The organism is Marinomonas ostreistagni, assembly GCF_016888445.1.
Taxonomy (GTDB): domain Bacteria; phylum Pseudomonadota; class Gammaproteobacteria; order Pseudomonadales; family Marinomonadaceae; genus Marinomonas; species Marinomonas ostreistagni.
The window spans coordinates 793,810-818,245 of the sequence record NZ_JAFEKF010000002.1; the positions used below are offsets into that span (position 1 = coordinate 793,810).

At 49.1% G+C, this 24,436-nt stretch carries 23 protein-coding genes; 21 read left to right on the forward strand and 2 right to left on the reverse strand.

Annotated elements, in window-relative coordinates; all coding sequences use genetic code 11:
- Positions 1-5: 5 nt before the first annotated feature.
- Both bioA and JQX58_RS09090 read right to left on the reverse strand, forming a co-directional pair.
- On the reverse strand, positions 6-1,283 hold the full coding sequence (bioA, locus tag JQX58_RS09085; protein WP_204146670.1) for an adenosylmethionine--8-amino-7-oxononanoate transaminase: 1,278 nt from the start codon (positions 1,281-1,283) through the stop codon (positions 6-8).
- 102 nt (positions 1,284-1,385) lie between these two features.
- Positions 1,386-2,120 (reverse strand): ComF family protein, encoded by a 735-nt coding sequence (locus JQX58_RS09090; protein ID WP_204146518.1) that lies wholly within the window; start codon positions 2,118-2,120, stop codon positions 1,386-1,388.
- Positions 2,121-2,169: 49 nt separating this feature from the next.
- Between JQX58_RS09090 and bioB the strand changes: the two genes are divergently transcribed.
- The 21 genes from bioB to fliM all read left to right on the forward strand — a co-directional run bounded on the left by bioB (position 2,170) and on the right by fliM (position 24,432).
- Positions 2,170-3,216: a biotin synthase BioB gene (gene bioB, locus JQX58_RS09095; protein ID WP_338040718.1), complete on the forward strand. Its 1,047-nt coding sequence runs from the start codon at positions 2,170-2,172 to the stop codon at positions 3,214-3,216.
- Positions 3,206-4,387, forward strand: coding sequence for an 8-amino-7-oxononanoate synthase (gene bioF, locus JQX58_RS09100; RefSeq protein ID WP_204146519.1), 1,182 nt, complete (start codon positions 3,206-3,208; stop codon positions 4,385-4,387). The genes bioB and bioF overlap by 11 nt, the downstream gene beginning before the upstream one ends.
- 6 nt (positions 4,388-4,393) lie before the next feature.
- The gene (locus JQX58_RS09105) at positions 4,394-5,200 is read left to right on the forward strand and encodes an alpha/beta fold hydrolase (RefSeq protein WP_204146520.1); all 807 of its coding nucleotides are present in this window, start codon (positions 4,394-4,396) and stop codon (positions 5,198-5,200) included.
- A complete protein-coding gene (gene bioC / locus JQX58_RS09110) occupies positions 5,181-5,981 on the forward strand; it encodes a malonyl-ACP O-methyltransferase BioC (protein WP_204146521.1) in 801 nt (266 codons plus the stop codon). The genes JQX58_RS09105 and bioC overlap by 20 nt, the downstream gene beginning before the upstream one ends.
- Positions 5,974-6,660 carry a dethiobiotin synthase gene (gene bioD, locus JQX58_RS09115; protein ID WP_204146522.1) on the forward strand — a complete coding sequence of 229 codons (687 nt, stop codon included), beginning with the start codon at positions 5,974-5,976 and terminating at the stop codon, positions 6,658-6,660. The genes bioC and bioD overlap by 8 nt, the downstream gene beginning before the upstream one ends.
- A gap of 110 nt (positions 6,661-6,770) precedes the next feature.
- The gene (locus JQX58_RS09120; protein WP_204146523.1) at positions 6,771-7,241 is read left to right on the forward strand and encodes a helix-turn-helix domain-containing protein; all 471 of its coding nucleotides are present in this window, start codon (positions 6,771-6,773) and stop codon (positions 7,239-7,241) included.
- Positions 7,242-8,393, forward strand: coding sequence for an ATP-binding protein (locus JQX58_RS09125; RefSeq protein WP_204146524.1), 1,152 nt, complete (start codon positions 7,242-7,244; stop codon positions 8,391-8,393).
- Between the two features lies 1 nt (position 8,394).
- On the forward strand, positions 8,395-9,738 hold the full coding sequence (locus tag JQX58_RS09130; protein ID WP_204146525.1) for a sigma-54-dependent transcriptional regulator: 1,344 nt from the start codon (positions 8,395-8,397) through the stop codon (positions 9,736-9,738).
- Between the two features lie 71 nt (positions 9,739-9,809).
- The gene (gene fliE, locus JQX58_RS09135; protein ID WP_239090224.1) at positions 9,810-10,169 is read left to right on the forward strand and encodes a flagellar hook-basal body complex protein FliE; all 360 of its coding nucleotides are present in this window, start codon (positions 9,810-9,812) and stop codon (positions 10,167-10,169) included.
- Between the two features lie 26 nt (positions 10,170-10,195).
- On the forward strand, positions 10,196-11,872 hold the full coding sequence (gene fliF / locus JQX58_RS09140) for a flagellar basal-body MS-ring/collar protein FliF (protein WP_204146526.1): 1,677 nt from the start codon (positions 10,196-10,198) through the stop codon (positions 11,870-11,872).
- A 1-nt stretch (position 11,873) separates the two neighbouring features.
- The gene (gene fliG, locus JQX58_RS09145) at positions 11,874-12,884 is read left to right on the forward strand and encodes a flagellar motor switch protein FliG (protein WP_204146527.1); all 1,011 of its coding nucleotides are present in this window, start codon (positions 11,874-11,876) and stop codon (positions 12,882-12,884) included.
- Between the two features lie 3 nt (positions 12,885-12,887).
- Positions 12,888-13,691, forward strand: a complete 804-nt coding sequence (locus JQX58_RS09150; protein ID WP_204146528.1) for a flagellar assembly protein FliH — start codon at positions 12,888-12,890, stop codon at positions 13,689-13,691.
- 6 nt (positions 13,692-13,697) lie between these two features.
- Positions 13,698-15,035: a flagellar protein export ATPase FliI gene (gene fliI, locus JQX58_RS09155; RefSeq protein WP_204146529.1), complete on the forward strand. Its 1,338-nt coding sequence runs from the start codon at positions 13,698-13,700 to the stop codon at positions 15,033-15,035.
- 49 nt (positions 15,036-15,084) lie between these two features.
- Positions 15,085-15,522 (forward strand): flagellar export protein FliJ, encoded by a 438-nt coding sequence (gene fliJ, locus JQX58_RS09160; RefSeq protein WP_204146530.1) that lies wholly within the window; start codon positions 15,085-15,087, stop codon positions 15,520-15,522.
- The gene (locus tag JQX58_RS09165) at positions 15,522-17,222 is read left to right on the forward strand and encodes a hypothetical protein (protein ID WP_204146531.1); all 1,701 of its coding nucleotides are present in this window, start codon (positions 15,522-15,524) and stop codon (positions 17,220-17,222) included. Before fliJ ends, JQX58_RS09165 begins: the two co-directional genes overlap by 1 nt.
- Position 17,223: 1 nt before the next feature.
- Entirely contained in the window at positions 17,224-18,969 is a 1,746-nt protein-coding gene (locus JQX58_RS09170) for a hypothetical protein (protein WP_204146532.1), read from the forward strand.
- 44 nt (positions 18,970-19,013) lie between these two features.
- Complete coding sequence (locus JQX58_RS09175; protein ID WP_204146533.1) at positions 19,014-19,313, forward strand: STAS domain-containing protein; 300 nt, start codon at positions 19,014-19,016, stop codon at positions 19,311-19,313.
- Positions 19,314-19,329: 16 nt separating this feature from the next.
- Entirely contained in the window at positions 19,330-21,024 is a 1,695-nt protein-coding gene (locus JQX58_RS09180) for a SpoIIE family protein phosphatase (RefSeq protein ID WP_204146534.1), read from the forward strand.
- 46 nt (positions 21,025-21,070) lie between these two features.
- Complete coding sequence (locus tag JQX58_RS09185) at positions 21,071-22,837, forward strand: flagellar hook-length control protein FliK (protein ID WP_204146535.1); 1,767 nt, start codon at positions 21,071-21,073, stop codon at positions 22,835-22,837.
- 92 nt (positions 22,838-22,929) lie between these two features.
- Positions 22,930-23,454, forward strand: coding sequence for a flagellar basal body-associated FliL family protein (locus JQX58_RS09190; protein ID WP_204146536.1), 525 nt, complete (start codon positions 22,930-22,932; stop codon positions 23,452-23,454).
- 9 nt (positions 23,455-23,463) lie between these two features.
- The gene (gene fliM / locus JQX58_RS09195; protein ID WP_204146537.1) at positions 23,464-24,432 is read left to right on the forward strand and encodes a flagellar motor switch protein FliM; all 969 of its coding nucleotides are present in this window, start codon (positions 23,464-23,466) and stop codon (positions 24,430-24,432) included.
- The last annotated feature ends 4 nt before the right edge of the window (positions 24,433-24,436 follow it).

The window sequence follows — 24,436 nt, forward strand, 5'->3', positions numbered from 1 at the left end:
CAATGTTAGGCGTTAAAGTGTTGCTCAATCACACGATAAATCGCTTTGCCTAAGGTGTGAATCTGTGCTTCGCTGATGATGTAAGGTGGCATCAAATAAATAAGTTTGCCAAACGGGCGCACCCAAACCCCTTGCTCGACAAATAAAGGCTGAATGTCGTGCAAACTCACCGACTCGTGGAGCTCAACCACGCCGATAGCGCCCAAGCAACGTACACTGCTGACTTGTGCTAAGGCTTCACAAGGTGTCAGCGCTTGTTCTAACCAGGTGTGTATTTGTCCGACTTTGTGCTCGATATCGTAGCTTTGCACCAAGCTTAAACTAGCATTAGCCGCGGAACAGGCAAGGGCGTTACCCATGAACGTTGGACCATGCATAAACACACCGCCATCAGAGCTAATGCCCAGTGCGACTTTGTCGCTGGTGATGGTCGCCGCGAGGGTGATGTACCCCCCTGTTAATGCCTTACCCAAACACATAATATCCGGCTCGATTTGACTGTGTTCGGTGGCAAATAGTTTACCAGTACGGCCGAAGCCGGTGGCGATCTCATCAAAGATGAGCAGAATATCGAACTCATCACACAGCGCGCGCAGAGCATCTAAATAGGCCGGATTATAAAAGCGCATGCCGCCAGCATTTTGCACCACAGGTTCAATAATAAAGCCTGCCAGTTGCTCATGTTGTTCTTCAAAAAGCGCTCGAATGCTGTCGAGGTAATCTTGATCGACCGGCGCATCAAGGCCGGTAGGCGGTGGCGCAACAAAGTATTGCGGTGTCAGGGCCTGATTGAACATGCTGTGCATGCCGTTGACGGGATCACATACCGACATGGCGGCAAAGGTATCACCATGGTAGCCCGAACGTGGTGTAGCAAAGTGCTGCTTACTAGTTTTGCCTTGTGTATGCCAATACTGAATGGCCATTTTTAGCGCCACTTCCACCGATACCGAGCCCGAATCTGAGAAAAATACGCGTGTCAGTGAGTCGGGCGTCATAGCGACCAGCTTTTGAGCTAATTCGATCGCTGGCTGATGTGTCAATCCGCCAAACATGACATGGGCAAACTGGTCGACTTGGTTATGAATCGCCTGATTGATATCGGGATGGTTGTAACCATGGATAACGCTCCACCATGATGACATGCCGTCAATCAGCTGGCGGCCATCGGCCAATTGAATATGACAGCCATTGGCTCCTTCCACCACGTAGTGAGGAGTTGGGTGGCTCATGGACGTGTAAGGGTGCCACAGTAGCTGTTTATCCAGCTCAGTAAGCGCCATGTATTCATCTTGGGTCAAGGGACACCTCGGCTACGTAATCAATAAAGACGGCGATACTAGCCAAAATAAAAATGAAGCGCAAAATTGGTGCGGATCATAATATCAGAATAGATCGCCGGTTTGCTCTGGCGTACGTGCCAAGGCCCATACCGTGACCCGTTCTGCACCGGCGAGTTTAAGTGCTTGGCTACAAGCCTGAATGGTACTGCCAGTGGTTATGATGTCATCGATCAGTACCACGTGTTGCGGGACAGTAGTGGCGATATGAAACTGCTTGTGGCTCAGTTTAGTACGTTCTTTACGGCCAAGGTTATGTTGCGCCTGTCCAGGATTACGACGCTCTATCGTGAGTATTTGGCCGGTGTTGGGATGGTGTTTACGCAGTAAAGCGATGAGTTGCTGACGCATAAAGTCGGTCTGACAAAAGCCGCGCTGTTTTAAGGAGCTTTCGCTGGTGGGCACAATCGCCCAGTGGCTGGCCAGTTCAGATTGCTCGAGGATTTGCTCGGTCAGCAGCTCAATCAAGGGTCGTAGCAAGTGTGGCTGCTGCTCAAACTTAGCTTTACTGATCATCATGCGACACAGACCTTCGTACTGCAGTGGGGCGATCACTTGGTCAAAGGCTGGCTGACTGCGCTGGCATTCGCCGCATTCTTCAATATAAATCGGCGTCGGTCTGGCGCAGCGCTGACAGTGGCAAACGTTGTCTGACAGTAGTGTGCGGCAGTGGTTGCAGAGCGTACCTTCACCGCGAAAGTCGCAAATATAGCATTGGTTGAATAATAGACTTTTGTAAACTTGCTTGAGCTTGTCAGTTGACAGATTGGGTAGGGTCATTAGTATTGCGTTCCTTGCAACAGTTAATTTTAAAGATGGAGCCTTCAAGGTGAATATTGCGACTCAACCTCGATATGACTGGACCAGCCCGGAAGTTCAGGCATTGTTTGATATGCCGTTTATGGATTTGCTCTTCCATGCGCAAACCGTCCACCGTGCCAATTTTGCCCCCAATCAAGTTCAGGTGAGTACGTTATTGTCCATCAAAACGGGTGCCTGTCCAGAGGATTGTAAGTACTGTCCACAAAGTGGCCACTACAATACCGAGCTTGAAAAAGAAAAGCTGATGGAAGTTCAAAAGGTACTGGAAGAAGCGAAGCTTGCCAAAGACAGTGGCGCGACGCGCTTTTGTATGGGCGCGGCGTGGAAGCATCCATCGCAAAAAGATTTCCCGTATGTATTGGAAATGATCAAGGGTGTTAAACAGCTGGGTTTAGAGTCTTGTGTCACCTTGGGTACGCTAAACAAAGAGCAGGCCCAGCAATTGGCAGATGTAGGTTTGGATTACTACAACCACAACCTTGATACGTCACCAGAATACTACGATAGCATTATCACGACGCGCTCCTACCAGCAGCGCTTAGACACGCTATCTCATGTGCGTGACACCGGTGTAAAACTTTGCTGTGGCGGCATCATGGGGATGGGCGAAGAGCAAAAAGACCGTGTCGGTCTATTGCGTGAATTGGCGAAAATGACACCTCACCCAGAGAGTGTGCCAATCAACATGTTGGTAAAAGTCGAAGGTACGCCATTGGAAAATGTCGATGACTTGGATGAGTTCGAGTTTATTCGTACCATCGCGGTGGCGCGTATTTTGATGCCGACCTCACACGTTCGTCTGTCAGCGGGTCGACAAGGCATGAGCGAGCAGACGCAAGCGCTATGCTTTATGGCGGGTGCGAACTCTATTTTCTACGGCGAAAAATTGCTGACAACGGGCAACCCTGAAGCGGATCGCGACCGTATGTTGTTTGAAAAGCTGGGCATCGAGCCAGAGCAGCGTCATGATGTATCCGATGAAGCGGTAGCAGAAGCGATTACCGCGCAGGCGCAAGCGCAAGAAGAAGCGAAATTTTTCTACGATGCCAGCTAACACTCCTGCATGGGTGACCACGGCGCTCGTTGAACGTCGTGCACAGCACCTATGGCGTCAAGTAGAAGCGGCACAAAGCCCGCAATCCGTGCAGCTTACGGTAGCGGGTCAATCTTATTTATCCTTTTGTTCCAATGACTATCTAGGCCTGGCGAATCACCCAGCGCTAAAACAAGCCATGGCTGATGCGGCTCATACTTATGGTGTGGGCAGTGGTGCATCGCATCTTGTGTGTGGTCATTTGGATATCCATCAGCGCTTAGAAGAAGCGCTAGCTGAGTGGCTGGGCTACGAGCGTGTGCTCTTATTCAGCACTGGCTATATGGCTAACTTGGCTCTGATCTCCGCGCTAGGTGATAAACAGCGCCCGATTTTGATGGATAAGCTAAACCATGCTTCCCTGATTGATGGTGCGCGCTTATCTGAAGCGCCGTTTCGACGCTATTTGCACAACGATGTCACGAGTGCTGCAAAGCATATGCAGCGCTTGGATCAGGCTGGGATTTTAGCCACTGATGGCATTTTTAGTATGGATGGCGATATGGCGCCATTGTCCGACTTAGCTAAGCTCGCACAGCAACGTGATTGGCTGATGATGGTCGATGATGCCCATGGCCTAGGTTGCCTTGGTGAACAAGGGCGTGGCTGTTTGGCGTTATGTGATTTAGACGATGCCCAAGTGCCGTTGTTAATGGGCACATTTGGTAAGGCTTTTGGTGTCGCAGGGGCATTCGTCGCCTGCTCCAATGATTTAGCCGATTATCTGACGCAATTTGCGCGCCCGTTTATCTACACAACGGCCATGTCGCCTGCTGTCGCGGCGACGGTGTTGCGCAGTCTTGAATTAATTCGCTCCGATGAAGGTGAGCGCCGTCGTACCCAGTTGGCCGCTAATATTGCTTTACTTAAGCAACGGGCTGCGACTTGGCCATTTGCCTTGATGGCGTCAAACAGTGCGATTCAGCCGATTTTAATTGGCCCAAGTGATGCAACGCTTAAACTAAGCGATGCGTTGGCAGAAGCTGGGATATTGTGTAAAGCGATCCGTCCGCCGACAGTGCCGCCTAATACGGCTCGACTACGCATTACGTTGAGTGCTGATCACAGCCTTGAGGACGTAACGCGTTTGTGTGATACCCTAGAGACCATCTTTAACCAAGTCTCAAAGTGATTAAGTATGCGAACTCCCATTGAAACCGAAACGTTTGGGGATCCAAGCCTTCCCGCGGTCTTTGTTGTCTCGGGTTGGGCGATGCCCAAGGAAGTCTTTCATGACCTCGCGAAGGCCCTTAGTCAGCAGTTTTATGTCGTTTTAGCCAACTTGCCAGGCGTATCCGCGGATGCCAAATGGCACAAACGTAATCGCTTTGGCCCTAACTACGATATTGATGCACTGGCAGAGCAATTGATTCGCGCGGCCCCTAAGCCATGTTGGTGGATTGGTTGGTCGCTTGGCGGCATGATTGCACAGTATGTTGCAGCGCGCCGTTCAAGCTGTGTTAAAGGTGTTATCAGTATCGCCAGTGCACCCAAGTTTGTCGCCAGTGAAGACTGGTCTGCAGGCATGGCTGCGACGACTTACCAAGGCTTTTTTGAGTTAGTGAAGCAAGCGCCAGAAAAAGGTTTCCGTCGTTTTGTTTCGCTCCAAGCTCAAGGTACTGACGACACCAAGGCGCTAACCAAAACACTGCTGGCGTTGCAGCCAAAAGAGTTGATCGATCCAGAAGCATTAGTGCGTGGACTTAGCTTACTTGAGAGCTTGGATGTACGCCGCGAAATCGAATTGCTGGATGTGCCCAATTTACATCTGTTTGGCGCTCAAGATGCCTTGCTCGATACTCATGCGGTCATTGAGGCATTGCCGAGTAATGCTCTGCAAACGGTGTTGAGTTTGCCTGATTGTGCTCATCAGCCTTTTCTAGAAGATCTGCCATCGGTGGTGGCAACCATTGGTCAATACATGAATGACAACTCCTTCGACTGATAATGATGTGCGCTATAAGCGTCAAGTCGCGGCACGTTTTTCTCGTGCTGCGGATACCTATGATCAATATGCCCGCTTTCAAGAGCAAGTCGTAAAAGCGCTGGCGCCGCTGCTTCGCATCCATGCACCGCAAAAGTGGCTCGACATTGGCACAGGCACAGGTAAAGGCTTGGCGTTGTTGGCTCAGCAGGACATTGCCCCTGATGTGGTGGCGCTTGATTTATCCCATGGCATGCTCAGTAAAGTACGTGAGCAGTTTAACCATGTACCACTTGTGTGTGCGGACGCAGAGCGGCTGCCGTTTCAAAATGAAGTATTTGATGGATTGTTCTCTAGCTTGGCGGTTCAATGGTGTCAGCGCCCAGAGCGTTTATTTGCTGAATTGTCACGGGTATTAAAAAACGACGGTGAGGTGGTGCTTTCAACATTACTGCGTGGCTCGATGCCTGAGCTTGGGCTTGCTTGGCGCAATGTAGACGGACGTACTCATCATAACCACTATTGCACGTTGGCGGAGCTACTCAGTCAGGCTGAAAACGCGGGCTTTAAAGTGATGTTTGCCGAACAACACACCATGACGTCTTGGTATCCGTGCGTCAAAGAGGCGGTCTATTCTTTGAAAAAAGTCGGCGCTAGCTTTGTCAGAGGTGAAACACTGCGCATGTCTCCAAGCCTTTGGAAGGCGTTTGAAGCTGAATACGAAACTCAGCGAGTAGAGCAGGGGATTCCGCTATCATACGAGGTAGCCCTGCTAAAATTAACAAAGGTAACACATGGCTAAACAGCAATATTTTATTACAGGTACCGATACAGATGCGGGCAAAACACACGTCAGTGTCGGTTTATTAAAAGCCGCGGCGCGTCAGGGGCTGCGAACGTTTGGCGTTAAGCCAATCGCGGCGGGTGCCGAATGGGTTGATGGCAAACTGTGTAATGAGGATGCGCTGCGCATTCAAGCAGCAGGATCGATTGCGCTGCGTTATGAACAGGTGAATCCGGTGGTATTTGAGCCTGCCATTGCACCCCATATTGCGGCGGCGCAAGAGCAAAAGCTTGTCCATGTATCTCGTTTAGAAGGTTTTGTGCGCGGCACCTTATTGACGCCTCACGATGTCGCTTTGGTGGAAGGCGCTGGGGGATGGCGCGTGCCGCTAAATGATCGTGAGCTATTATCGGACTTGGCGAAACGCCTTGCTTTGCCGGTGATCGTGGTGGTGAATATGAAGCTTGGTTGTTTAAATCATGCTTTTTTGACCATGGAGGCGATTCGTCGTGATGGCTTGCAGGTGGCTGGATGGGTGGCCAATGGCGGCCAGCTGGATATGCCTTGCTATGAAGAAAACCTTGCTACGCTTCATACAATGTTATCAGCGCCTCTGTTAGGCACCTTGACTTGGCATGATGATGGCGCCACTGCAGAGGCTGAATTTGATTTGATATGGCAAAATTTGGCAGGGTAACCCCTTGCTATACATACAAATTATTTGAAAATTTAATGATTTAGGCCATGTCACTTTATTGACACTGTGCTAGAGTTTAGGGTTATTGAGTGGTTTAAATTAGAAGACGCATGAAAGCCTGTTTAATTGGTCTAAATCAAGAAGAAACACATGCTGTGGCGCCAGTGCTGCATTTCATCGGGGTGGAGGTCGTATTGGACCCTCAACAGGATGAGCTTGTGGATTTTTTTGTGGTGGGGAGTCAGGTCGAAGCACCTAAGATGGCCCTGCCGTTACCAACTATTTGGCTGCATGAGAGCCAAGATGATCTAGCTGATAGTGGTCTTTGGAGTTGTCCAATCCCTTGGCGACAAGAGCAAATCTTACCAATTATCAATCGCTTAGCTGACAGTTCAACGATGCCTCGGGCACAAGCAGTGAATTTAAATGTCTATGTTCGGCATTTGGAGTCATTGCTGATTCGCCATGCGCTGACGTCTTCCAATGGCGTCGTGTCACAAGCGGCGAATTTACTGCAAATACAACGTACCACCTTAATCGAGAAAATGCGTCGCTATCGCATCGATAAATCGGAGTTTTAAGTGAACAAGGACGAGGAAATAGCGCGTTTAAGGGAAGCATTTTTGTTATTCGAGGAAACCTCGAAAACATTGCAGGACTCCTATGATGAGCTGCAGGCTGAGGTACGTCAGTTAACGCAAAAGCTGGCTGAGGCAGAGCAGGCAAAGCGCGAAGAAGAATCGAAAAACCAAGTGCTGTTGAAGCAGTTTCAGCAGCTGTTTTGGTCTATGCCAGTGGGCGTTCTGTTGCTAAATCAATCGGGTGTGGTGGTCATGGCTAATCCGATTGTCGAGCGTTTATTTGGTGAGTCGATCTTAGGCGGTTCGTGGGCGCAGATTGTGCCCAAAAGCTTTCGCCCGCAAAAAGACGATGGCCATGAAGTCACCATGGTCAGTGGCCGTCGTGTGCGCGTCGAGACTTCTTCTTTAGGCGATGTGCCAGGTCAGTTAATTATTCTCGTGGATCTGACGGAAACTCACTCGTTACAGCGCCAGCTTGCACACCATGAGCGCCTATCGACTATGGGGCAGATGGTCGCGGCACTGGCTCACCAAATCCGTACGCCCTTGTCTTCAGCTATGTTGTATGCCGGTCATTTACAAAAAGAATCGTTAAGCGACGACATGCGCACGCGTTTTTCGCAAAAACTGTCGGATCGCTTAAATAATATCGAAAGCCAAATTCGTGACATGCTGATTTTCTCCAAAGCGGAAATTAAGCTGGATGAGAAAATAACGCTACAAGCACTTGCCGACAAACTATTGGAGCGCGCGTCGGAACTCGCTGAACAAAAGCAAGTCACATTAGAATCTGTTATCGACCTTCCTGCCGAGTCCTACCTACAATGTAATTCAGAAGTGTTGCTCGGTGCCATACTCAACTTGTTTAGTAATGCTGCTGAAGCCTCAGAGCGTCATGCCAGCGTTACCGTCGTCGTAAAAAATAAGTCGCAAAAACTGCAGATCGAAGTGATTGATCACGGCCGCGGTATGACTGCCGAGCAGTTGGAGAAGGTTCAGGAAGGTTTTGTTACCACCAAACAACATGGCACTGGTTTAGGGTTAATGGTCGTCAAAGCCATCACTCGTGCACACCATGGTGATTTTGTTATCGATAGTCAGCCAGGGCAGGGCACCACGGCGGCGATCATTTTACCAGTCTTAGGGAGTTAGTATGTCACAAGTAAATTTGTTGATAGTGGAAGATGATCGAGGCTTAGCGGAAGCGCTCGAAGATACGTTGCTGCTAGCGGGTTATCGCTGCACTATGGTGGAGAGCTCCGAGGCGGCAATTGTTGAATTAAAACGCCAGCATTTTGATATGGTAGTATCGGATGTCAACTTGCCGGGAATGGATGGGCATGGCCTTTTACAACATGTGGTAGAGCATTTTCCAGAGTTGCCGATTATGTTAATGACAGCCTATGGCGACATTGCTCATGCGGTGGAAGCGATGCGTAATGGTGCCGTGGATTACTTGCTAAAACCGTTCCAAGAAACAGAGCTGTTGGAATCGATTGCCAAGCATACTTCTAGAGCAGGCAAAGTGAAAAGTCATGCGCCGATTGCCAAAGACCCTTCTAGTATTGCCTTACTGGATCTGGCGAAGCGGGTTGCTGTGACGGACTCGACGGTGTTGATCTGCGGTGAAAGTGGCACCGGTAAAGAAGTGCTGGCGCAGTATATTCATTCGGCATCCGAGCGTGCTAGTGGCCCTTTTGTAGCGATCAACTGCGCCGCCATCCCTGAAAATATGCTGGAAGCGATGTTGTTTGGTTATGAGAAGGGCGCTTACACTGGCGCGGTCGCTTCCCAAGCTGGTAAGTTTGAGCAAGCCAACGGCGGCACCATTTTACTTGATGAAGTCACCGAGATGGATATTGGTCTGCAAGCCAAACTACTACGTGTCATTCAAGAGCAAGAGGTGGAACGTTTAGGGGGCAAAAAGTCGATTAAGCTGGATGTACGTATCGTGGCGACCACCAACCGTGATTTGGCGGAATACGTGCGTGAAGGCGGCTTCCGTGAAGACTTATACTATCGTTTAAATGTATTTCCACTGAAGTGGTTGCCTATTCGTGAGCGTAAAGGCGATATACAACCGCTTGCAGAAGCTTTATTGTTAAAGCATGCACAAAAGATGCGCATTGATCAGGCTACCCTAACTCCCTCCGCTTTGAGTAAATTAGAGGCGCATAACTGGCCAGGCAACGTGCGTGAGCTAGAAAATGTGATTCAGCGTGCGCTAATCTTATGCTCACATGGTAAGGTGGATGGTGAGCATATTTTGTTTGATATGATCGCCGCACCAAAGGTAGAAGAGCAAGATGAAGACGCCACTGAAGCGGCTTCGATTCTTGGGCGTGGGGTGCAGCAGCATGAGTTCCGAATCATCGCCCAGGCGCTGATCGATGCGAAAGGTAAACGCAAGGAGGTCGCCGATAAGCTAGGCATCAGTCCACGAACGCTACGCTATAAAATTGCTAAAATGCGAGAATGTGGCATAGAAGTTGATTGAATTTTAGGTCTAGTTTTTAATAGCAGTGTGCTAAGCTACGATAAATAAATGACTTTTTGGGTACGAGTACGATGGTGACAGATAGACCTGATATCAATCAGGTGCTTTCACAAATGCGAGAGTTGCGGAGCCAAATTCAGTCGCCTAATTCGGCGATTCAGCCAAGTGCGCCGCAAGCAGGATCGCAAGCCGTAGATGGTGTTGAACGCCCTGATTTTGCAGACATGTTGAAGTCTGCAGTAGATAATGTGAATACATTACAAAAAGATGCGTCGTCTTTAGCGCAAGCTTATGAGCGCGGTGAGGAAGGAGTAGACCTGCCTCAAGTGATGATTGGTTTGCAAAAATCGAGTGTATCCTTTGAAGCGATGACCCAGGTACGTAATAAGCTGGTGGACGCCTACGAGAAAATAATGAATATGCCTATCTAAGATAGGTTAAGACGTGGCAGTACTGAATGGATAATGTCCCAGCAGAGCGATCAGAACAAAAACTCTATATGGAGTTACTGACTGGCTTCAACCGATTGACAGTGATTCGTCAATTAGCGTTGATGGTCGGTCTTGCCGCGTCTATCGCAATCGCATTGGCTGCGGTATTGTGGAGTTCGGGGCCGGATTACAAGCCCGTCTTAAGCAGTATTACCGATTATAATGCCGATCAAATCGTTGAAATTCTCAACGTCAATAATATTCCTTTTAAGCTGGATGATAATACTGGCGCGCTGTTAGTAGAATCCGAGTATTACCATCAAGCACGCCTTAAATTAGCAGGTTCTGGTATCGTGTCCGACAACATTGTCGGTCTTGAAATTATGGACCAAGAGCAATCCTTAGGTACTTCACAGTTTGTCGAAACCACGCGCTACCGTCGTGGTCTTGAGGGTGAGTTAAGTCGTACGATCACCAGTTTGCAGAGTGTCAAATCTGCTCGTGTGCATCTGGCCATCCCCAAAGAATCAGTATTTGTGCGGGATACGCGCAAACCTTCTGCATCAGTGTTTCTAGAGCTCTATCCTGGTCGACGCTTGGATCGCAGTCAAGTGGATGCGATCGTCAATCTTGTGGCGTCTAGTATTTCTCAGTTAAGCGATCAGGATGTGACAGTCGTTGACCAGCGCGGTACCTTGCTCACCGAAAAAGATATCGACTCTGAGCTATCTGTAGCGGGCAAACAGTTTGAATACACGCGTCGCGTGGAAGACGTATTACTGCGTCGTGTTAATAATATTTTATCGCCAGTGGTTGGCAATGGGCGCTTTAAGGCTGAAGTCTCAGCGGACATTGATTTTACCGCCGTCGAGCAAACTGATGAGCAATACAATCCTGATTTATTAGCACTACGTAGCGAACAAACGTTCCGCGAGGAGAGTGCCAGTAACGCTAATCAAGGTGTGCCTGGAGCGCTCACCAATCAACCACCTGGGGCAGTGACGATTCCTGAGGCGGCCGATGAAAACGGTGCTAATATTGGTGCGCCAGGCAGTGGGCAAAATGGTACGGGGCGTTCACGTGAAGAAACCACGCGTAACTTTGAATTGGACCGTAGTATCAGTTATACCCGCCGACAGCAGGGTACGGTGCGTCGTTTATCCGTGGCGGTGGTGGTCGATGATATTGTGTCGATTGATCAAGAAACGTCCGGTATCGTGCGCACGCCTTGGAGTGATGAAGAGCTGAGTCGCTTAACCTTACTGGTGCGCGATGCGGTCGGTTATGATCCTTCTCGTGGCGACAGTGTCAGTGTTATTAACTCTCCATTTGCGACGCCTGAACCACCAGAAGAGCCAGAAGAAACGCCGTTCTACAAGCAAAGCTGGTTCCTAGATCTGCTGCAGCCAACTTTGGTTGGTATGTTTGTACTCTTGCTTCTGATGATGGTCGTAAGGCCTATCTTGAAGACCTTGAGTGAGCAAAACAAAATTGCCGTGGCAGAAGATACCGAAGCGGCGATCTTTGCCGATGAAACTGATGAAATTTCCGACGATCAAGTATCTCTAGTGAGTGCTGAAGACGTATCAGTGCCTGGTTCGCCAGAGAAAGTTGAGCGCCAGCTCAACGCCATTCGAGGCTTGATCGCCGAAGAACCAGAGCGTGTAGCACAAGTGATCAAACAATGGGTGATGGAGGGCTGATATGAGTGATCAAGATATTGCGAATATGAGCTCGCTGGACAAAGCCGCGGTACTTTTAATGTCGTTGGGTGAATCCGACGCCGCACAGATACTTAAGCACATGGGGCCGAAAGAGGTGCAGCGTATTGGTCAAGCCATGGCGCAACTGTCGAACGTGCAGCGCCACCAAGTGGAAAAGGTACTGGATGAGTTTTTGATCCTTGTCGGTGACCAAACCGGTCTTGGTTTGGGAGCGGATGGCTACATTCGTAACATGCTTAAAGAAGCGCTGGGTGATGAAAAAGCTGGCAGTCTGATTGACCGTATTTTATTGGGTGGTAATACCACAGGTCTGGACACGCTGAAGTGGATGGAGTCCCGTGCGGTGGCCGATGTGATTCGCTATGAGCACCCGCAGATACAGGCAATCGTTATTTCATACCTTGATCCTGACCAAGCGGCAGAAATCCTGTCAAACTTTGATGAGCGTGTGCGTTTAGATATTGTCTTGCGTGTAGCCTCCTTGGAAACGGTACAGCCGGCGGCTCTGCAGGAGCTTAACAGTATTCTTGAACGGCAGTTCTCAGGTAACAACTCAACCAAGTCGACATCCATTGGTGGTGTTCGTACTGCCGCCAATATTATGAACTTTATCGACAGCTCTGTGGAAGCTGAGCTAATGGAGTCGATCCGTGATGTGGATGAAGATCTGGCTGGCAGCATCCAAGACTTGATGTTTGTGTTTGATAACCTACAAGAAGTGGATGACCGTGGTATTCAGGTGATCTTGCGTGAAGTGGAATCCGAAACACTTATTTTGGCGCTTAAAGGTGCCGATCCCGATATGCAAGAAAAGGTCTACAAGAATATGTCTTCTCGTGCTGCGGACATGCTCAAAGACGATTTGGAAGCTAAAGGCCCAGTACGTGTTAGTGAAGTGGAAGTGGCACAAAAAGAAATTCTTGCGATTGCTCGACGCTTGGCTGATAACGGTGAAATCGTCCTTGGTGGCGGTGGCGAGCAGATGGTCTAGTAAATGTCAGACGATAATCCTAGTGAAAAAAAACTCACCGCATACGAGCGATGGGAGCTACCTAATCTCAACTCGGGACAGCAGTTAAATGCTAAAAAGCCTTCTGCAGCACTGGCTATCAAGCCAGAAGAAGATGAAGCGATAGAAGTCACCGAAGAATTTGATCAAGATTCGGTAGTGTATGAGCCGCTTACGGCCCAGCAGCTGGAAGAGATTCGCTCGGCGGCCTATGAAGAAGGTTTTGCTCAGGGCGTCGAAGAAGGGCAGCAAAAAGGCTATGAGGAAGGTCTGGTAAAAGGTCAAGAAGCAGGCCAACAAGAGGGCTTTGCCGCGGGCCTTGAACAGGGTGCGGAGCAAGCAAAAACGGCTGGCATTGAATTGGCGCAAACACAGTTGGCAGACCTTGAGCAGCTGCTTAATAATGTACTGAAAGAATTTGAGTCGCCCCTTGAGCAGTCTCGTGAGGTGCTAGAGAGCCTGTTGCTGACATCGACCAAGCGTATTGCAGAGCATGTGGTACGCCGTGAGCTCAGTGAAGACAGCAACAAACTGTTAAACGCTGAGCTCTCCAAGGTCTTACAAGCCATTGGTGAAAGTGACGGTCGCGCGGTCCTTCGTGTACATCCTGATTCATTGGAAGCTGCTCATGAACTAGCCGTAGACACCCGCCTACAAATTAAAATTAAAACCGATGAATCCCTAATGGCCGGTGGCTTTATTCTTGATTCCCACAGCTTTTATGTTGACGGCAGTGTCGAGACTCGTTTAAAAGAAGTGCTTAAATCCTTAGAAAAGTCAGACTTTTAAGCGCTTATGCCAACCTTGTTAGACCGCCTCACTCGCATTACCGAACAACCGTTACCGGATTACTCTGTTGATATTGAGGGCAAAGTCACACGCATGGTAGGCCTTACCATGGAGGCGATCGGTTGTGTGGTGGCCTTGGGTGATCGTTGTGCGGTGCAAATCGGTCATAACCGCTGGGTGGAATCCGAAGTAGTGGGTTTTACGGGCGATCTAACTTATTTAATGCCAACCGAAGCAATCGAAGGTATCTCACCTGGCGCCCGTGTGCGCCCTCTACGTGAAGACAGTCATATGCCGGTCGGCCCAGGTTTATTAGGGCGCGTAGTCAATGGTTTAGGGCGACCACTTGATGGCAAAGGTCCGATCGCCGCACAAGAAAGCATTAGTCTGCAAGGGGAGATCATTAACCCGCTGCAGCGTAAGCCGATTAGTGAGCCTCTTGATGTAGGTATCAAAGCCATTAACTCACTGCTTACAGTGGGAAAAGGGCAGCGTCTAGGCTTATTTGCCGGCAGTGGTGTCGGTAAAAGTATGTTATTAGGCATGATGACGCGTTTTACTGAGGCCGATATCACGATTGTGGGCCTAATCGGTGAACGTGGGCGTGAGGTGAAGGAGTTTATCGAGCAGATTCTTGGTCCTGAAGGTCTTGCACGCTCGGTGGTTGTCGCATCGCCCGCGGACGACTCGGCTTTGATGCGTTTGCGCGCTGCGGTGCTGACTTCGCGCATCGCCGAATATTATCGTGACCAAGGCAAAAACGTTCTGCTGCTGATGGATTCACTGACACGCTACGCACAGGCTCAACGTGAGATTGCCTTGTCCGTGGGTGAGCCACCAGCAACTAAGGGTTATCCGCCCTCCGTATTCTCTAAACTGCCATGGTTAGTTGAGCGTGCCGGTAATGGTAAAGAAGGCGGCGGCTCGGTGACGGCCTTCTATACGGTATTAACCGAAGGCGATGATCAGCAGGATCCGATTGCCGATGCGTCGCGTGCCATTCTTGATGGTCATGTGGTGTTGTCACGCCGCTTGGCTGAAGAAGGGCATTATCCGGCGATTGATATCGAAGCCTCTATTTCACGTGCCATGCCGCACATTGTCTCCGATGCTCATATGCAAGGTGCCATGCGGGTTAAGCAGCTGTATTCACGCTACCAGCAAAATCGTGATTTAATTGCTGTAGGCGCTTATACCAAAGGCTCAGACCCCGAGCTTGATCAAGCGATTCAATTAATGCCGGCAATCAATGACTTCTTACGTCAGTCCCTCAATGAGAGCTTTACCATTGATCAAAGTCTGGAAGCGCTAGTAGCGGCCATGACCTCAACGCCTTCTGCCTAGACGGTGCGTGCTGAAGCCGCTACTATCAAGGTGCTGATAAGGGAGGCGTATGAAAAAATCAAAGCGCATGCAAATACTGGTGGACATCGCCAAACGCAAAGAGGATGAGGTCGTCAAAGTGCTGGCCAAGGAGCAAGCGCGCCTGCAGCAAGATCAGCAAAAACTACAAGAACTCAAAGATTACGCAGAGCAATACGATCAGCAACGTAATCTGATTGGTTTATCCCCCTATCTTACCTCCAATTATCAGCACTTTGTTGATCGCCTTCAGCAAGCCATCACACAGCAGCAAAATCAGGTCAATCGATCACAGCAGCAAGTGAATATGGCCATGCGTCGCTGGCAAGAAGCGCAAGCCAAAACCAAGGGCATGGACTGGCTCAAAGATAAAAGTGTGTCAGAAGAAATTGCGGCAGAAGATCGCCAAGATCAGAAGCAGATCGATGAATTTGCTAACCGAGCTTTTTTCAACCGGATGCGCTCCTAATGCCCAGTGTTTCAGCGTCCACTTTGGCACAAGTGAGTAATAGCTTTTATCGCTTAGAAGGTGCGCTTTATTTGGCATCGAGTAAGCCTTTGAAAGCCATGCTGGAGATGAGCGAGGCATTGGCCTTGATTCGTCAGCATTGGCCTCAAGAGAGTTATGGTGCAGAAGACTGGATAAAACTTGATGATGTGCTGGTCCAATGCGTGGCGCAAGAAGCATTTTTACCCTCCGCTTGCCATCGATCTTTATTAGCCTGGTTCTCGGAGGCGCGTTCTCAGTTTTTGGCACAATACGCTTTTTATCTAACGCCCGATTGGCGTGCCTATGAGCGTTTAAAAGAGGGTTTTTGGCAAAGCTATCAGGGCATGATGACGGCACAAGACTATGACTATGTCGGCACCTGCCATGCACCGATTCAGCAAGCCTTCGATGAATTGCTGTCGATGCAAGATTTGGGCTTTTGGCAGATTCAAACTGGACTGCATCCCATCTACCGTGCTGAGCAACCTCAAGCCCCTAGCTTGACCATTCGCTTGCACTCCGCTTTGTCTTTAGAGCAATTAGGTGAGCGTTTTAAGGCTTGGCATTGGCAGTTAATGCCAAGTTCCGAAGCCAGTGCGGAAGTGTTGCCTAACAAAAGCTGCTTTGAGGCGATTCAATGGTTGCACTGGCTGGCGGCAGAGCGTCATATGTGGCGCAAGAATGCCACCTTAGTACAGCTTTATAAGTCCTTGCATGAGCATGTCAGCAGTCACTATTCACAGAATCTAGGTAAGCGTACTCAGGGCGCTCTGGGGGCAGGGTTGGAAGTAGGTTATGATGATTTGCCCAGCGCTCAGCAGGCCGTGTTTATTGAACTGTATTGGGGGCGTGTTTGTAGCTTTGATGAGAGCTACCAATGCCTGCACAGAATGATAGCGACGAATACCTCATTGCCTGTCTATCGGCTTACCTTTGATGAGCAGCAGATTGTGATTCCGGCCTATCGCGTCGAGCCTGGCTCAGTGGTTGAGCAAGCGCACACTTGGCTGCGCTATGGTGCAGAGGGTTGGTATGAAATCCCCCCTGTATCCGTTAACGATACCTCGGCAGTGTTGGTGCGCGCCTTAGGTAAGCTGTTTGCACTGTTGCCTGATGATAAGGTGCGGGATTATGGGGTCGTGTTGCCTGCGTCGGTTTTACCTCCGGCTTACAACAACTGCTGGCGCTTACGTTCGGATGATCTGTTTGAGCCAGGTTTACCCGGTGAGTTGGCTTATATACCTAAGCCAACAGTAACCTTCGCTGCACCTCATGGAGATTTGAGTTGTGTCGCGTTGCACCTTAATGCTGCGCAGGATTTAGTAGTGTTTAATCAATGGGTGATGGCCATTGTGCCTGTGAATCAAGTGACTTGGTTAACGTCAGGTTTGCTCTACATCCATGGTGCCGTGGTGCCGTGGCTGACGACGGCTGAACGTATGAGCGCAAATGATGTGATGGTGATTCTAGGCAATGGTGATGAGGCATACTTTGCGCTGCATGCAGAGCGTTTAAAAGTACACGCCAGTGCGCCAGAAGGGTTAGTGAATTGTGATCCAATTGTGCTAGATTGGATTGATAATCATATAAGAGTTGGGCTTACAGGGCCTGGGCAAGTGTTGCTTGATCATCAAGCAATGGATGCCTGTTATCAGCAGCTGCTAGAGATATTTATTTAAGATGGATGTAAAAAATACGGTTCATTCAGCGTTTGATAAGCGTCGTATACGCTTCGCCGATTGGTTGGTGCAATATAGTGTCGGCTTCACGCTTATCTTGGTCGCTATGCTAGTGGCGTCAGGCTATTTGGTTGAGCGTTATTACAGTGAGCGCGTCGCTAAATTGACAGCGCTGCAAGAGGTCTCTGTTGTCAGTCTTGAACTGGTGCATGCTTGGCAAACGACAGACTTTGACGCGACGCAAGCGCGACGACAAATCTCCTCATTATTGCAGCAAGAGCAGCAGTTACTTCAGCACTTACGTGCGGTTTCAGAGAAGATCGATGGTTTGCCCACCGCCCCCGTCGCCATCGCTCAGTTTACCCCCCAAGAACAAGTACAGCTCGCCCTTAATCGATTACAGCAAGTGGGGCAGGTGGCTGCTGAAAAACGCTTAATTATGTCACAGCGAGGCGTTTTGGAGAGTGCGTATCTATGGCCATTGTTGATCGGTTGGGCGCTATTATTTGTCTACACTGTGTGGGGCTGGCGTCGGACTTTGGTTGATCAACGAGAGGCGCTGCAGTTTTTCCATAGCCAAGTTGATAAAGCCCAAGGGGGTGTTGAACACCTGCCAGTACCGATTATGCGTAACGATGAATTTGGTGATTTTGCGCGCTATCTCGACAGTATGCTGAGTTCAATGCTTCAAGATAAAGCTGAACAGCAAGCGCTGGCGCAAGCCTATAAAGCGGCTTTGGCAAGTTCGCTATCTTATAAGTTACTGCTTAATGAAGAGCGCGAGGTGCTCGTGGTGAGTGAGGGCTTAAGCGAGCTCTGGGTATTAGAACCGAGTGCCTTGGCGCAAATATTAGGCGTTGACGAACATTTAGATGATCTGCATGAAGAAGTGGTCAATGCCGACGTCTTAGAAGTAAACCTTAATAATCGCTACCGCGTTGGCAAACGCTTATACGAGTTGCGTTGTACGCCTGTGGCGGGTCACCATGCAGGCTATCTGGTTGAATTGGTGCCGCAAGATGCCTACAACGAGCTTAAAGTATTGGAGACCACTGTCAGCCTTATGGCCAATGACGTATGGGACGCCCCGATTCGATTGTTAGACACCAGCTCTCCATACACGGCGTTTTCTAGCAAGCTTGAGCAAGTGCGTTTGCAAGTTGTGAAATTTATGTCGACTTTACAACCTGCTATAGACAATCTTGACAAACCATATCCCAAGATTACCAAACTGCAACAGTTGTCCCAAGTGCTGCTTGCTACACTCAGTCAAAGTGAAACAAGCGATGCTCAAACCGCATGGTTAAGCGATCGGCTTGCTTCAGAAGTGGATGTAAGCCGGCAAGATTTCTTGCAGGTGCGAGAACAAATTGAGCAACGCTTTGAATTATACGAGGCGTATTTGCAGCAGTTGGTTGAGCGTCAAGCTGCTCAGTCAACTTGGGTTGCCACGGTAAGTGAAGGCTTGCTTGATACCAAGCAAGCGGTGCTCAATTTACTTAGCTTGGTGAATGGTGATCAAAAAAGTGCCAGTGAGATTGAGCACAGTGTCATCGATTTAACTCACGACATCGATACCGTGTTGGCGGATATTTTAGACGCAAAACCTGGTATGGGTGAATTGGGAGTGGAGCACATTAAGGGCTCGGAATCTGATTTGATGCTGCGTTTAAACGATGTTCAAACGCAATTTGATCGCATTACTGACTTGGTGAAATCCAGTGCAGTAGAAAGTTCTCGCGAGTAGCTTACTTTTATTTTGACACAGCAAATTGTTGTGAGGCGAGACCTATGATCATTAGTCAGTTTGATGAAAAAACAACCACAGCGACTTTGTCTGTGAAAGGGCGCTTCGATTACTCTTGCCAAAAAGAGTTTCGCGAATGTTTCGGGCAATATCCAAAAGGAACTGGCTACATTGTGGATCTGGATGAAGTGAGTTACATCGACAGCTCTGCACTGGGGATGTTGTTACTGCTGCGCGATCACTCCGGAGGAGACAGCAGCAAAGTGGTGCTTAAAAACGCTAACGACTTTGTGGCGAACGCATTGCGTATGGCACGTTTCGAACGCTTATTTTCACTTAGGTAGAGATGGATGACTGACCATGAAAGAGCAATTTCTAAAGATCCTAGTAGCAGACGACAATCCGTCTGATCGATTACTCTTAGAAACCATGCTCAGTCAGCTTGGGCATCGTGTTGAAACGGCTGTAGATGGTCAGGATGCGGTCGAAAAGTTTGATCCAGAACTGATTCAGCTGGTTTGTCTTGATATCAAGATGCCGCGCAAAGATGGCTGGGAAGCCGCGTTAGAAATCCAAAAGATTGCCCAAGATCGTGTCATTCCGATTGTCTTTTTGTCTGGGGTGACTGACCCAGTCGTGTTGCAGAAATGCTTGGATGTCGGAGCCACCGATTTTATCTCAAAACCTTACAGTCCTACCTTGGTATCAGCAAAATTAAATGCGATTGCCCGTCTCTTAGTCTTACAAAACACATTGTCCGAGCAGCGTGATGAGTTGTCGTTGTTTAACCAGCAAATGGTGCATGACCAAGAAGTCGCGATGTCGGTGTATGAGCGTATTACACACTCTAATTGTCTTAGCGATGCGGCGTTAAATACTTTGCATCATGCCAGCCAAGTGTTTAATGGTGATGTGATTTTGGCGGCTTATAAGCCTAATGGTGGCATGCATTTGCTGCTGGGGGATTTTACCGGGCATGGTTTGTCCGCTGCTATTGGTGCGTTGCCGTTGGCGGATATTTTCTTTGAGTGGACCGAAAAAGGCTTTTTGATGCGCCAGATTTTGCCGGAGATCAATAAGCGCTTACACGCTATTTTGCCGCCGAACATGTTTTGCGCAGCCGCCTTTGTCGACATTAATTTTGCTAACCGAACCCTAGCAGTTTGGAATGGTGGCCTGCCAGATCTGTTGTTTTTTAGTGGCGATACGAAAGAACCTAAGCAGATCCGTTCAGACTCGTTACCTCTTGGTATTCTCAATGAAGGCGAGTTTGAGTCCAATATCGAATTGTTGTCTTATGACCCATCCGATTATTTCGTGGCTTTTACCGATGGTGTGTATGAGGCGCGTACCAAAGATAATAAGATTCGCTACAACAGTGCGCTCGACCCTTTGTATCAAGGCGATATAGAAGGTGATCCGTTTACTTGGTTACAGACGATGCTCAAGCAAGAAGGCATTTTAGATAATCCTCATGATGATATTTCGGTACTCGGGGTCGATTTATCTTTATGTGTCGAGGGCGGTCAATCCGAGGTAGTGGTTGAAGCGTCTGAATTAAAGCGTGAGCCGGCCAATTTTGCGTTTCGCTATGAATTGAATGCGGACTCTCTGAAAAATACCGATCCGCTGCCTTATCTATTGCAGATATTAACCACAGTACCTGGGCTTAATAAGCATTCGAGTGAGGTATTTATGATCTTGTCTGAAATGTATTCCAATGCTTTGGAGCATGGCGTACTAAAGCTTGATTCGCGATTGAAAAAAACGGTCGAAGGCTTTGCTGAATACTACGTCGCTCGCGATCGACAGTTATCGCTACTTGAGCAGGGTTGGGTACACATTGATACGCAAGTGGTGTCTAATCGCGAAGGTAGCCGTTTAATCATCAGTGTTTCTGATAGCGGTGATGGTTTTGACACCGCACAAGCTAATCTGAATAACTTTGATCATGAGAAGCCCTTTAGCCGCGGTCTGACGTTGGTGAATCAGCTCTGTGAGTCGCTTACCTTTTCCAACCAAGGCTCAACCTTAACCGTAGAATACTGCTGGTAAACTTGGCCTCTAAATTGCAGTCTCTAAGCGAATAGTGGAGGTTGCCATGATTAATAGTCCATCTTTATCGCTAACACCGACGGCGCAAAGCGTTGCCAGAAGTGGTGCTAACAAAGCGCCCGGTGAGGGCTCGTTTGCGACCCACATGGAGCAGGTGCAAAGCGCTCAACACGCGCCAAACCAGCGCCCGTCAACGCTTGAGCAAGAGTCGCGTACGTCATCTAAACCTGTCACAAACGACAGGGAACAACCTTCAGAGCCTGCTGAAAATGGTTCCAATACCCGTTTAAATGACCGACAAACAACTTCGACAGCTCAAGCAGAGTCATCAAAAGACGCTTCTAAAGAAACGGCCGATGGGCAAGATTCTGCCTCTAGTGCTGAGAAGATGACGCCAGACGGCAAAGAGGGGCAATCCCTTGCAGGTCAAGGTAAAGGCTCAGAGACCCAAGCTGACGCAGAAGTAACTGATAATGCTAAGACTAACCTCAAGGCTGAAGCCGATAGCGAAACCTCTGAATCTGACCTAGCGGCGACAACGGACGCTAAAGCTCAAACGCAAGAGACAGATGTCGCTACCGAGACAAAATCATCTGACGCCTTGGCAGATGCGGCGCAAGACAGCACGACAAAAACTGAGCAAGTGTCTGAAGAAGGCGAATCGCTTAAAGCGCAACCTGTTGCAACAGAACAAGAGGCCGACGCGACTCAAGCCGATAAGGCGCCGAACGCTCAGTCTGAGGATGCTGATTCTGCCGTGTCTGAGGCAGAGGACCTACAAGCGTCAGTGGATGCCAGTACTACCGTTTCTCAAGCAACCCCTAGCGCAGATGCTGAGGCGGCTGGTGTGGCAGCCGCTCAAGCAGCTGAATCGTCACAAGCCGCTATGCAGGCAGGCGTAGGTGTACAAAAGGCTGGCAGTCAAACTGGGATAGTCGATGATGCTGTGGCCCCCGCAAATGTGACGACGACGGTAAGCCCAAGTGTTGCAGCGGCGGGAGCTGAAGCGAAGCCTGCTGAGACGAATAACTTGCGGTGGGTGATGGATCAAATGTCGCTTAAGGGAGATAAAGCCAATCTTGCTCAGACGTTTGCTCAGGCGAATGCAGAAGCAGTAAAGGTAGATCTTAACCTGCCTGTTAAAGACGCTGTGCTGATGGCTGAAGGTGAAATGTTGCAGGAAGACTTTAGTCTTCTGGCGAATGGTAAAAAATCCCTTGATCAATTGATGTCCTCGTTGGGGAGTCAGCTACCGAACACCTCTCAGACGGGGATGAATAATGCCGCGGCCAATGCAGCAGTGCTTGCAACGCCAACGGCTCAAGCAGCAGTGCCGACTCGCGCTGATGCCAGTGCGCCGCAGCTGACGATGCAGACCATGCCTAACTCTGCCGCTTGGACAGCAGAGATGACCACCAAAGTTTCGTGGGTTGCTAAGGAGGGTTTCAAAACGGCTCACATTCAGTTGGATCCGCCAGAGCTTGGCAGCTTGACGGTTAAGGTATCGATGGATCAAGACTCCAATACTCAAGTCAGCTTTATTGCTAGTTCAGCCCAAGCGCGCGATGCGCTAGAAGGACAAATGCAACGCCTGCGTGACATGTTGGCGCAGCAAGGAGTTGATGTTGAAAGTGTGGATGTCGAAGTCTCTCAAGGTAATGATCAATCTACCGCGCAAGAGCAACTCCAGGGTGAGGGTGGAACAGGGCAACGCGGCACAGGTGAGATGCTAAGCGATGCCGAGCTAGATGAGTCGCTGGAAAATGTGGCGCATATTGCGACGCCCGAGCGCGGGATCGACTTTTACGCATAGAAAACCATGGTGATTCACGGCAATCTTAGTAGAATAGGGGCACAAGAACTGGTTTATAGGCCAGCGTTAATCAGACAGTACAAGGGTAAGTTATGGCTGAAGATGGATTGGATGTAGGTGCCGAAGAAGGCAAAAAAGGCGGTAAGAAAAAACTCATTATCATCATTGTGGCTGCCTTGTTAGTGCTTGGTGGTGGCGGTGCAGCAGCCTACTTTTTCTTGTTCAGCGGTGATGATAGCAGTGCTGAACAAGCTGATGGCGAAGGGGCTAGCGCTGAAGAAGTGGTTCAAACCGATGGCCCGGCTATTTACCTCGAGTTAGAGCAGCCATTTGTGGTCGACTTTATGGTGTCAGGGCGTCAGCGCTATCTGCAATTAAATATGACGTTGATGTCACGCGACCAAGGTCAAATTGACGCGGTGAAGCTGCATATGCCTTTGATTCGCAATAGCTTAGTGTTGTTGTTCTCAAGTCAGTCGTTTGATGAATTGCAAACCATTGAGGGTAAGCAAGCTCTGAAAGCGTCTGCGGTGGAGTCGATTAACCAAATTCTGACCCAAGAAACCGGCTTGGGTGGTATTGAAAATGTATTGTTCACAAACTTCGTGATGCAATAAGGCGTATATATGGCGGCGCAAGATTTACTCTCTCAAGACGAAATCGATGCACTCTTACACGGTGCAGATGAAAAACCTGAGGCCGATGATCGGGACGCAGGTGGTATATCGTCTTATGACATAACCAGCCAAGAGCGGATTGTGCGTGGGCGCATGCCGACGCTTGAAATGATCAATGAGCGTTTTGCCCGTTATACTCGTATCAGTCTGTTTAACTTATTACGTCGTACCGCTGATGTCTCTTCGGGCGGCTTACAAATTATGAAGTTTGGTGAGTACGTACACACCTTGTATGTACCGACCAGTCTTAACCTAGTGAAGTTTCGCCCGCTGCGGAGTACTGCTTTGTTTATCTTAGACGCCAAGCTGGTGTTTAAATTGGTAGATAACTTCTTTGGTGGAGATGGCCGCCATGCGAAGATCGAGGGTCGTGAATTCACTCCAACGGAAATTCGCATTGTCCAGCTGATGTTAGAGCAAGTGTTTGTTGATTTAACTGAGGCGTGGGCGCCGGTGTTAAAAGTTGACCTAGAGTACATCAGCTCCGAAGTGAACCCGGCGATGGCTAATATCGTGAGCCCCAGTGAAGTGGTAGTGGTCTCGACCTTCCACATTGAATTGGATGGCGGTGGCGGTGAGCTTCATATTACCTTACCTTACTCGATGATTGAGCCAGTGCGTGAGCTTTTAGATGCGGGCGTGCAAAGTGACGTCGATGAAAAAGATGAGCGCTGGGGGAAGTCGTTAGAGCAGGATGTACGTGAGTTAGATGTTAACTTGCAGGTCAATGTCGTGAATAAAAAAGTCACGCTAGGCCAAGTGATGAAGTTCAAAGCAGGCGATATTATTCCGATAGAAATGCCTGAGCTGGTGACTGTGCGCTCCAATAATGTGCCGACCTTTAAAGGTAAGCTTGGGGTTAGCAATGGTCACTACGCAGTGGAAATGGTAGAAAGTCTTAAAGGTTCGAAAAGTTAATTAG

Excerpts from the sequence above, each read along its gene's own strand:
- bioA (WP_204146670.1), bottom strand. The coding sequence starts at position 1,283 with ATGGCGCTTACTGAGCTGGATAAACAGCTACTGTGGCACCCTTACACG.
- JQX58_RS09090 (WP_204146518.1), bottom strand. The coding sequence starts at position 2,120 with ATGACCCTACCCAATCTGTCAACTGACAAGCTCAAGCAAGTTTACAAA.
- bioF (WP_204146519.1), top strand. The coding sequence starts at position 3,206 with ATGCCAGCTAACACTCCTGCATGGGTGACCACGGCGCTCGTTGAACGT.
- JQX58_RS09105 (WP_204146520.1), top strand. The coding sequence starts at position 4,394 with ATGCGAACTCCCATTGAAACCGAAACGTTTGGGGATCCAAGCCTTCCC.
- bioC (WP_204146521.1), top strand. The coding sequence starts at position 5,181 with ATGACAACTCCTTCGACTGATAATGATGTGCGCTATAAGCGTCAAGTC.
- bioD (WP_204146522.1), top strand. The coding sequence starts at position 5,974 with ATGGCTAAACAGCAATATTTTATTACAGGTACCGATACAGATGCGGGC.
- JQX58_RS09120 (WP_204146523.1), top strand. The coding sequence starts at position 6,771 with ATGAAAGCCTGTTTAATTGGTCTAAATCAAGAAGAAACACATGCTGTG.
- JQX58_RS09130 (WP_204146525.1), top strand. The coding sequence starts at position 8,395 with ATGTCACAAGTAAATTTGTTGATAGTGGAAGATGATCGAGGCTTAGCG.
- fliE (WP_239090224.1), top strand. The coding sequence starts at position 9,810 with ATGGTGACAGATAGACCTGATATCAATCAGGTGCTTTCACAAATGCGA.
- fliF (WP_204146526.1), top strand. The coding sequence starts at position 10,196 with ATGGATAATGTCCCAGCAGAGCGATCAGAACAAAAACTCTATATGGAG.
- fliG (WP_204146527.1), top strand. The coding sequence starts at position 11,874 with ATGAGTGATCAAGATATTGCGAATATGAGCTCGCTGGACAAAGCCGCG.
- JQX58_RS09150 (WP_204146528.1), top strand. The coding sequence starts at position 12,888 with ATGTCAGACGATAATCCTAGTGAAAAAAAACTCACCGCATACGAGCGA.
- fliI (WP_204146529.1), top strand. The coding sequence starts at position 13,698 with ATGCCAACCTTGTTAGACCGCCTCACTCGCATTACCGAACAACCGTTA.
- fliJ (WP_204146530.1), top strand. The coding sequence starts at position 15,085 with ATGAAAAAATCAAAGCGCATGCAAATACTGGTGGACATCGCCAAACGC.
- JQX58_RS09165 (WP_204146531.1), top strand. The coding sequence starts at position 15,522 with ATGCCCAGTGTTTCAGCGTCCACTTTGGCACAAGTGAGTAATAGCTTT.
- JQX58_RS09170 (WP_204146532.1), top strand. The coding sequence starts at position 17,224 with ATGGATGTAAAAAATACGGTTCATTCAGCGTTTGATAAGCGTCGTATA.
- JQX58_RS09175 (WP_204146533.1), top strand. The coding sequence starts at position 19,014 with ATGATCATTAGTCAGTTTGATGAAAAAACAACCACAGCGACTTTGTCT.
- JQX58_RS09180 (WP_204146534.1), top strand. The coding sequence starts at position 19,330 with ATGAAAGAGCAATTTCTAAAGATCCTAGTAGCAGACGACAATCCGTCT.
- JQX58_RS09185 (WP_204146535.1), top strand. The coding sequence starts at position 21,071 with ATGATTAATAGTCCATCTTTATCGCTAACACCGACGGCGCAAAGCGTT.
- JQX58_RS09190 (WP_204146536.1), top strand. The coding sequence starts at position 22,930 with ATGGCTGAAGATGGATTGGATGTAGGTGCCGAAGAAGGCAAAAAAGGC.
- fliM (WP_204146537.1), top strand. The coding sequence starts at position 23,464 with ATGGCGGCGCAAGATTTACTCTCTCAAGACGAAATCGATGCACTCTTA.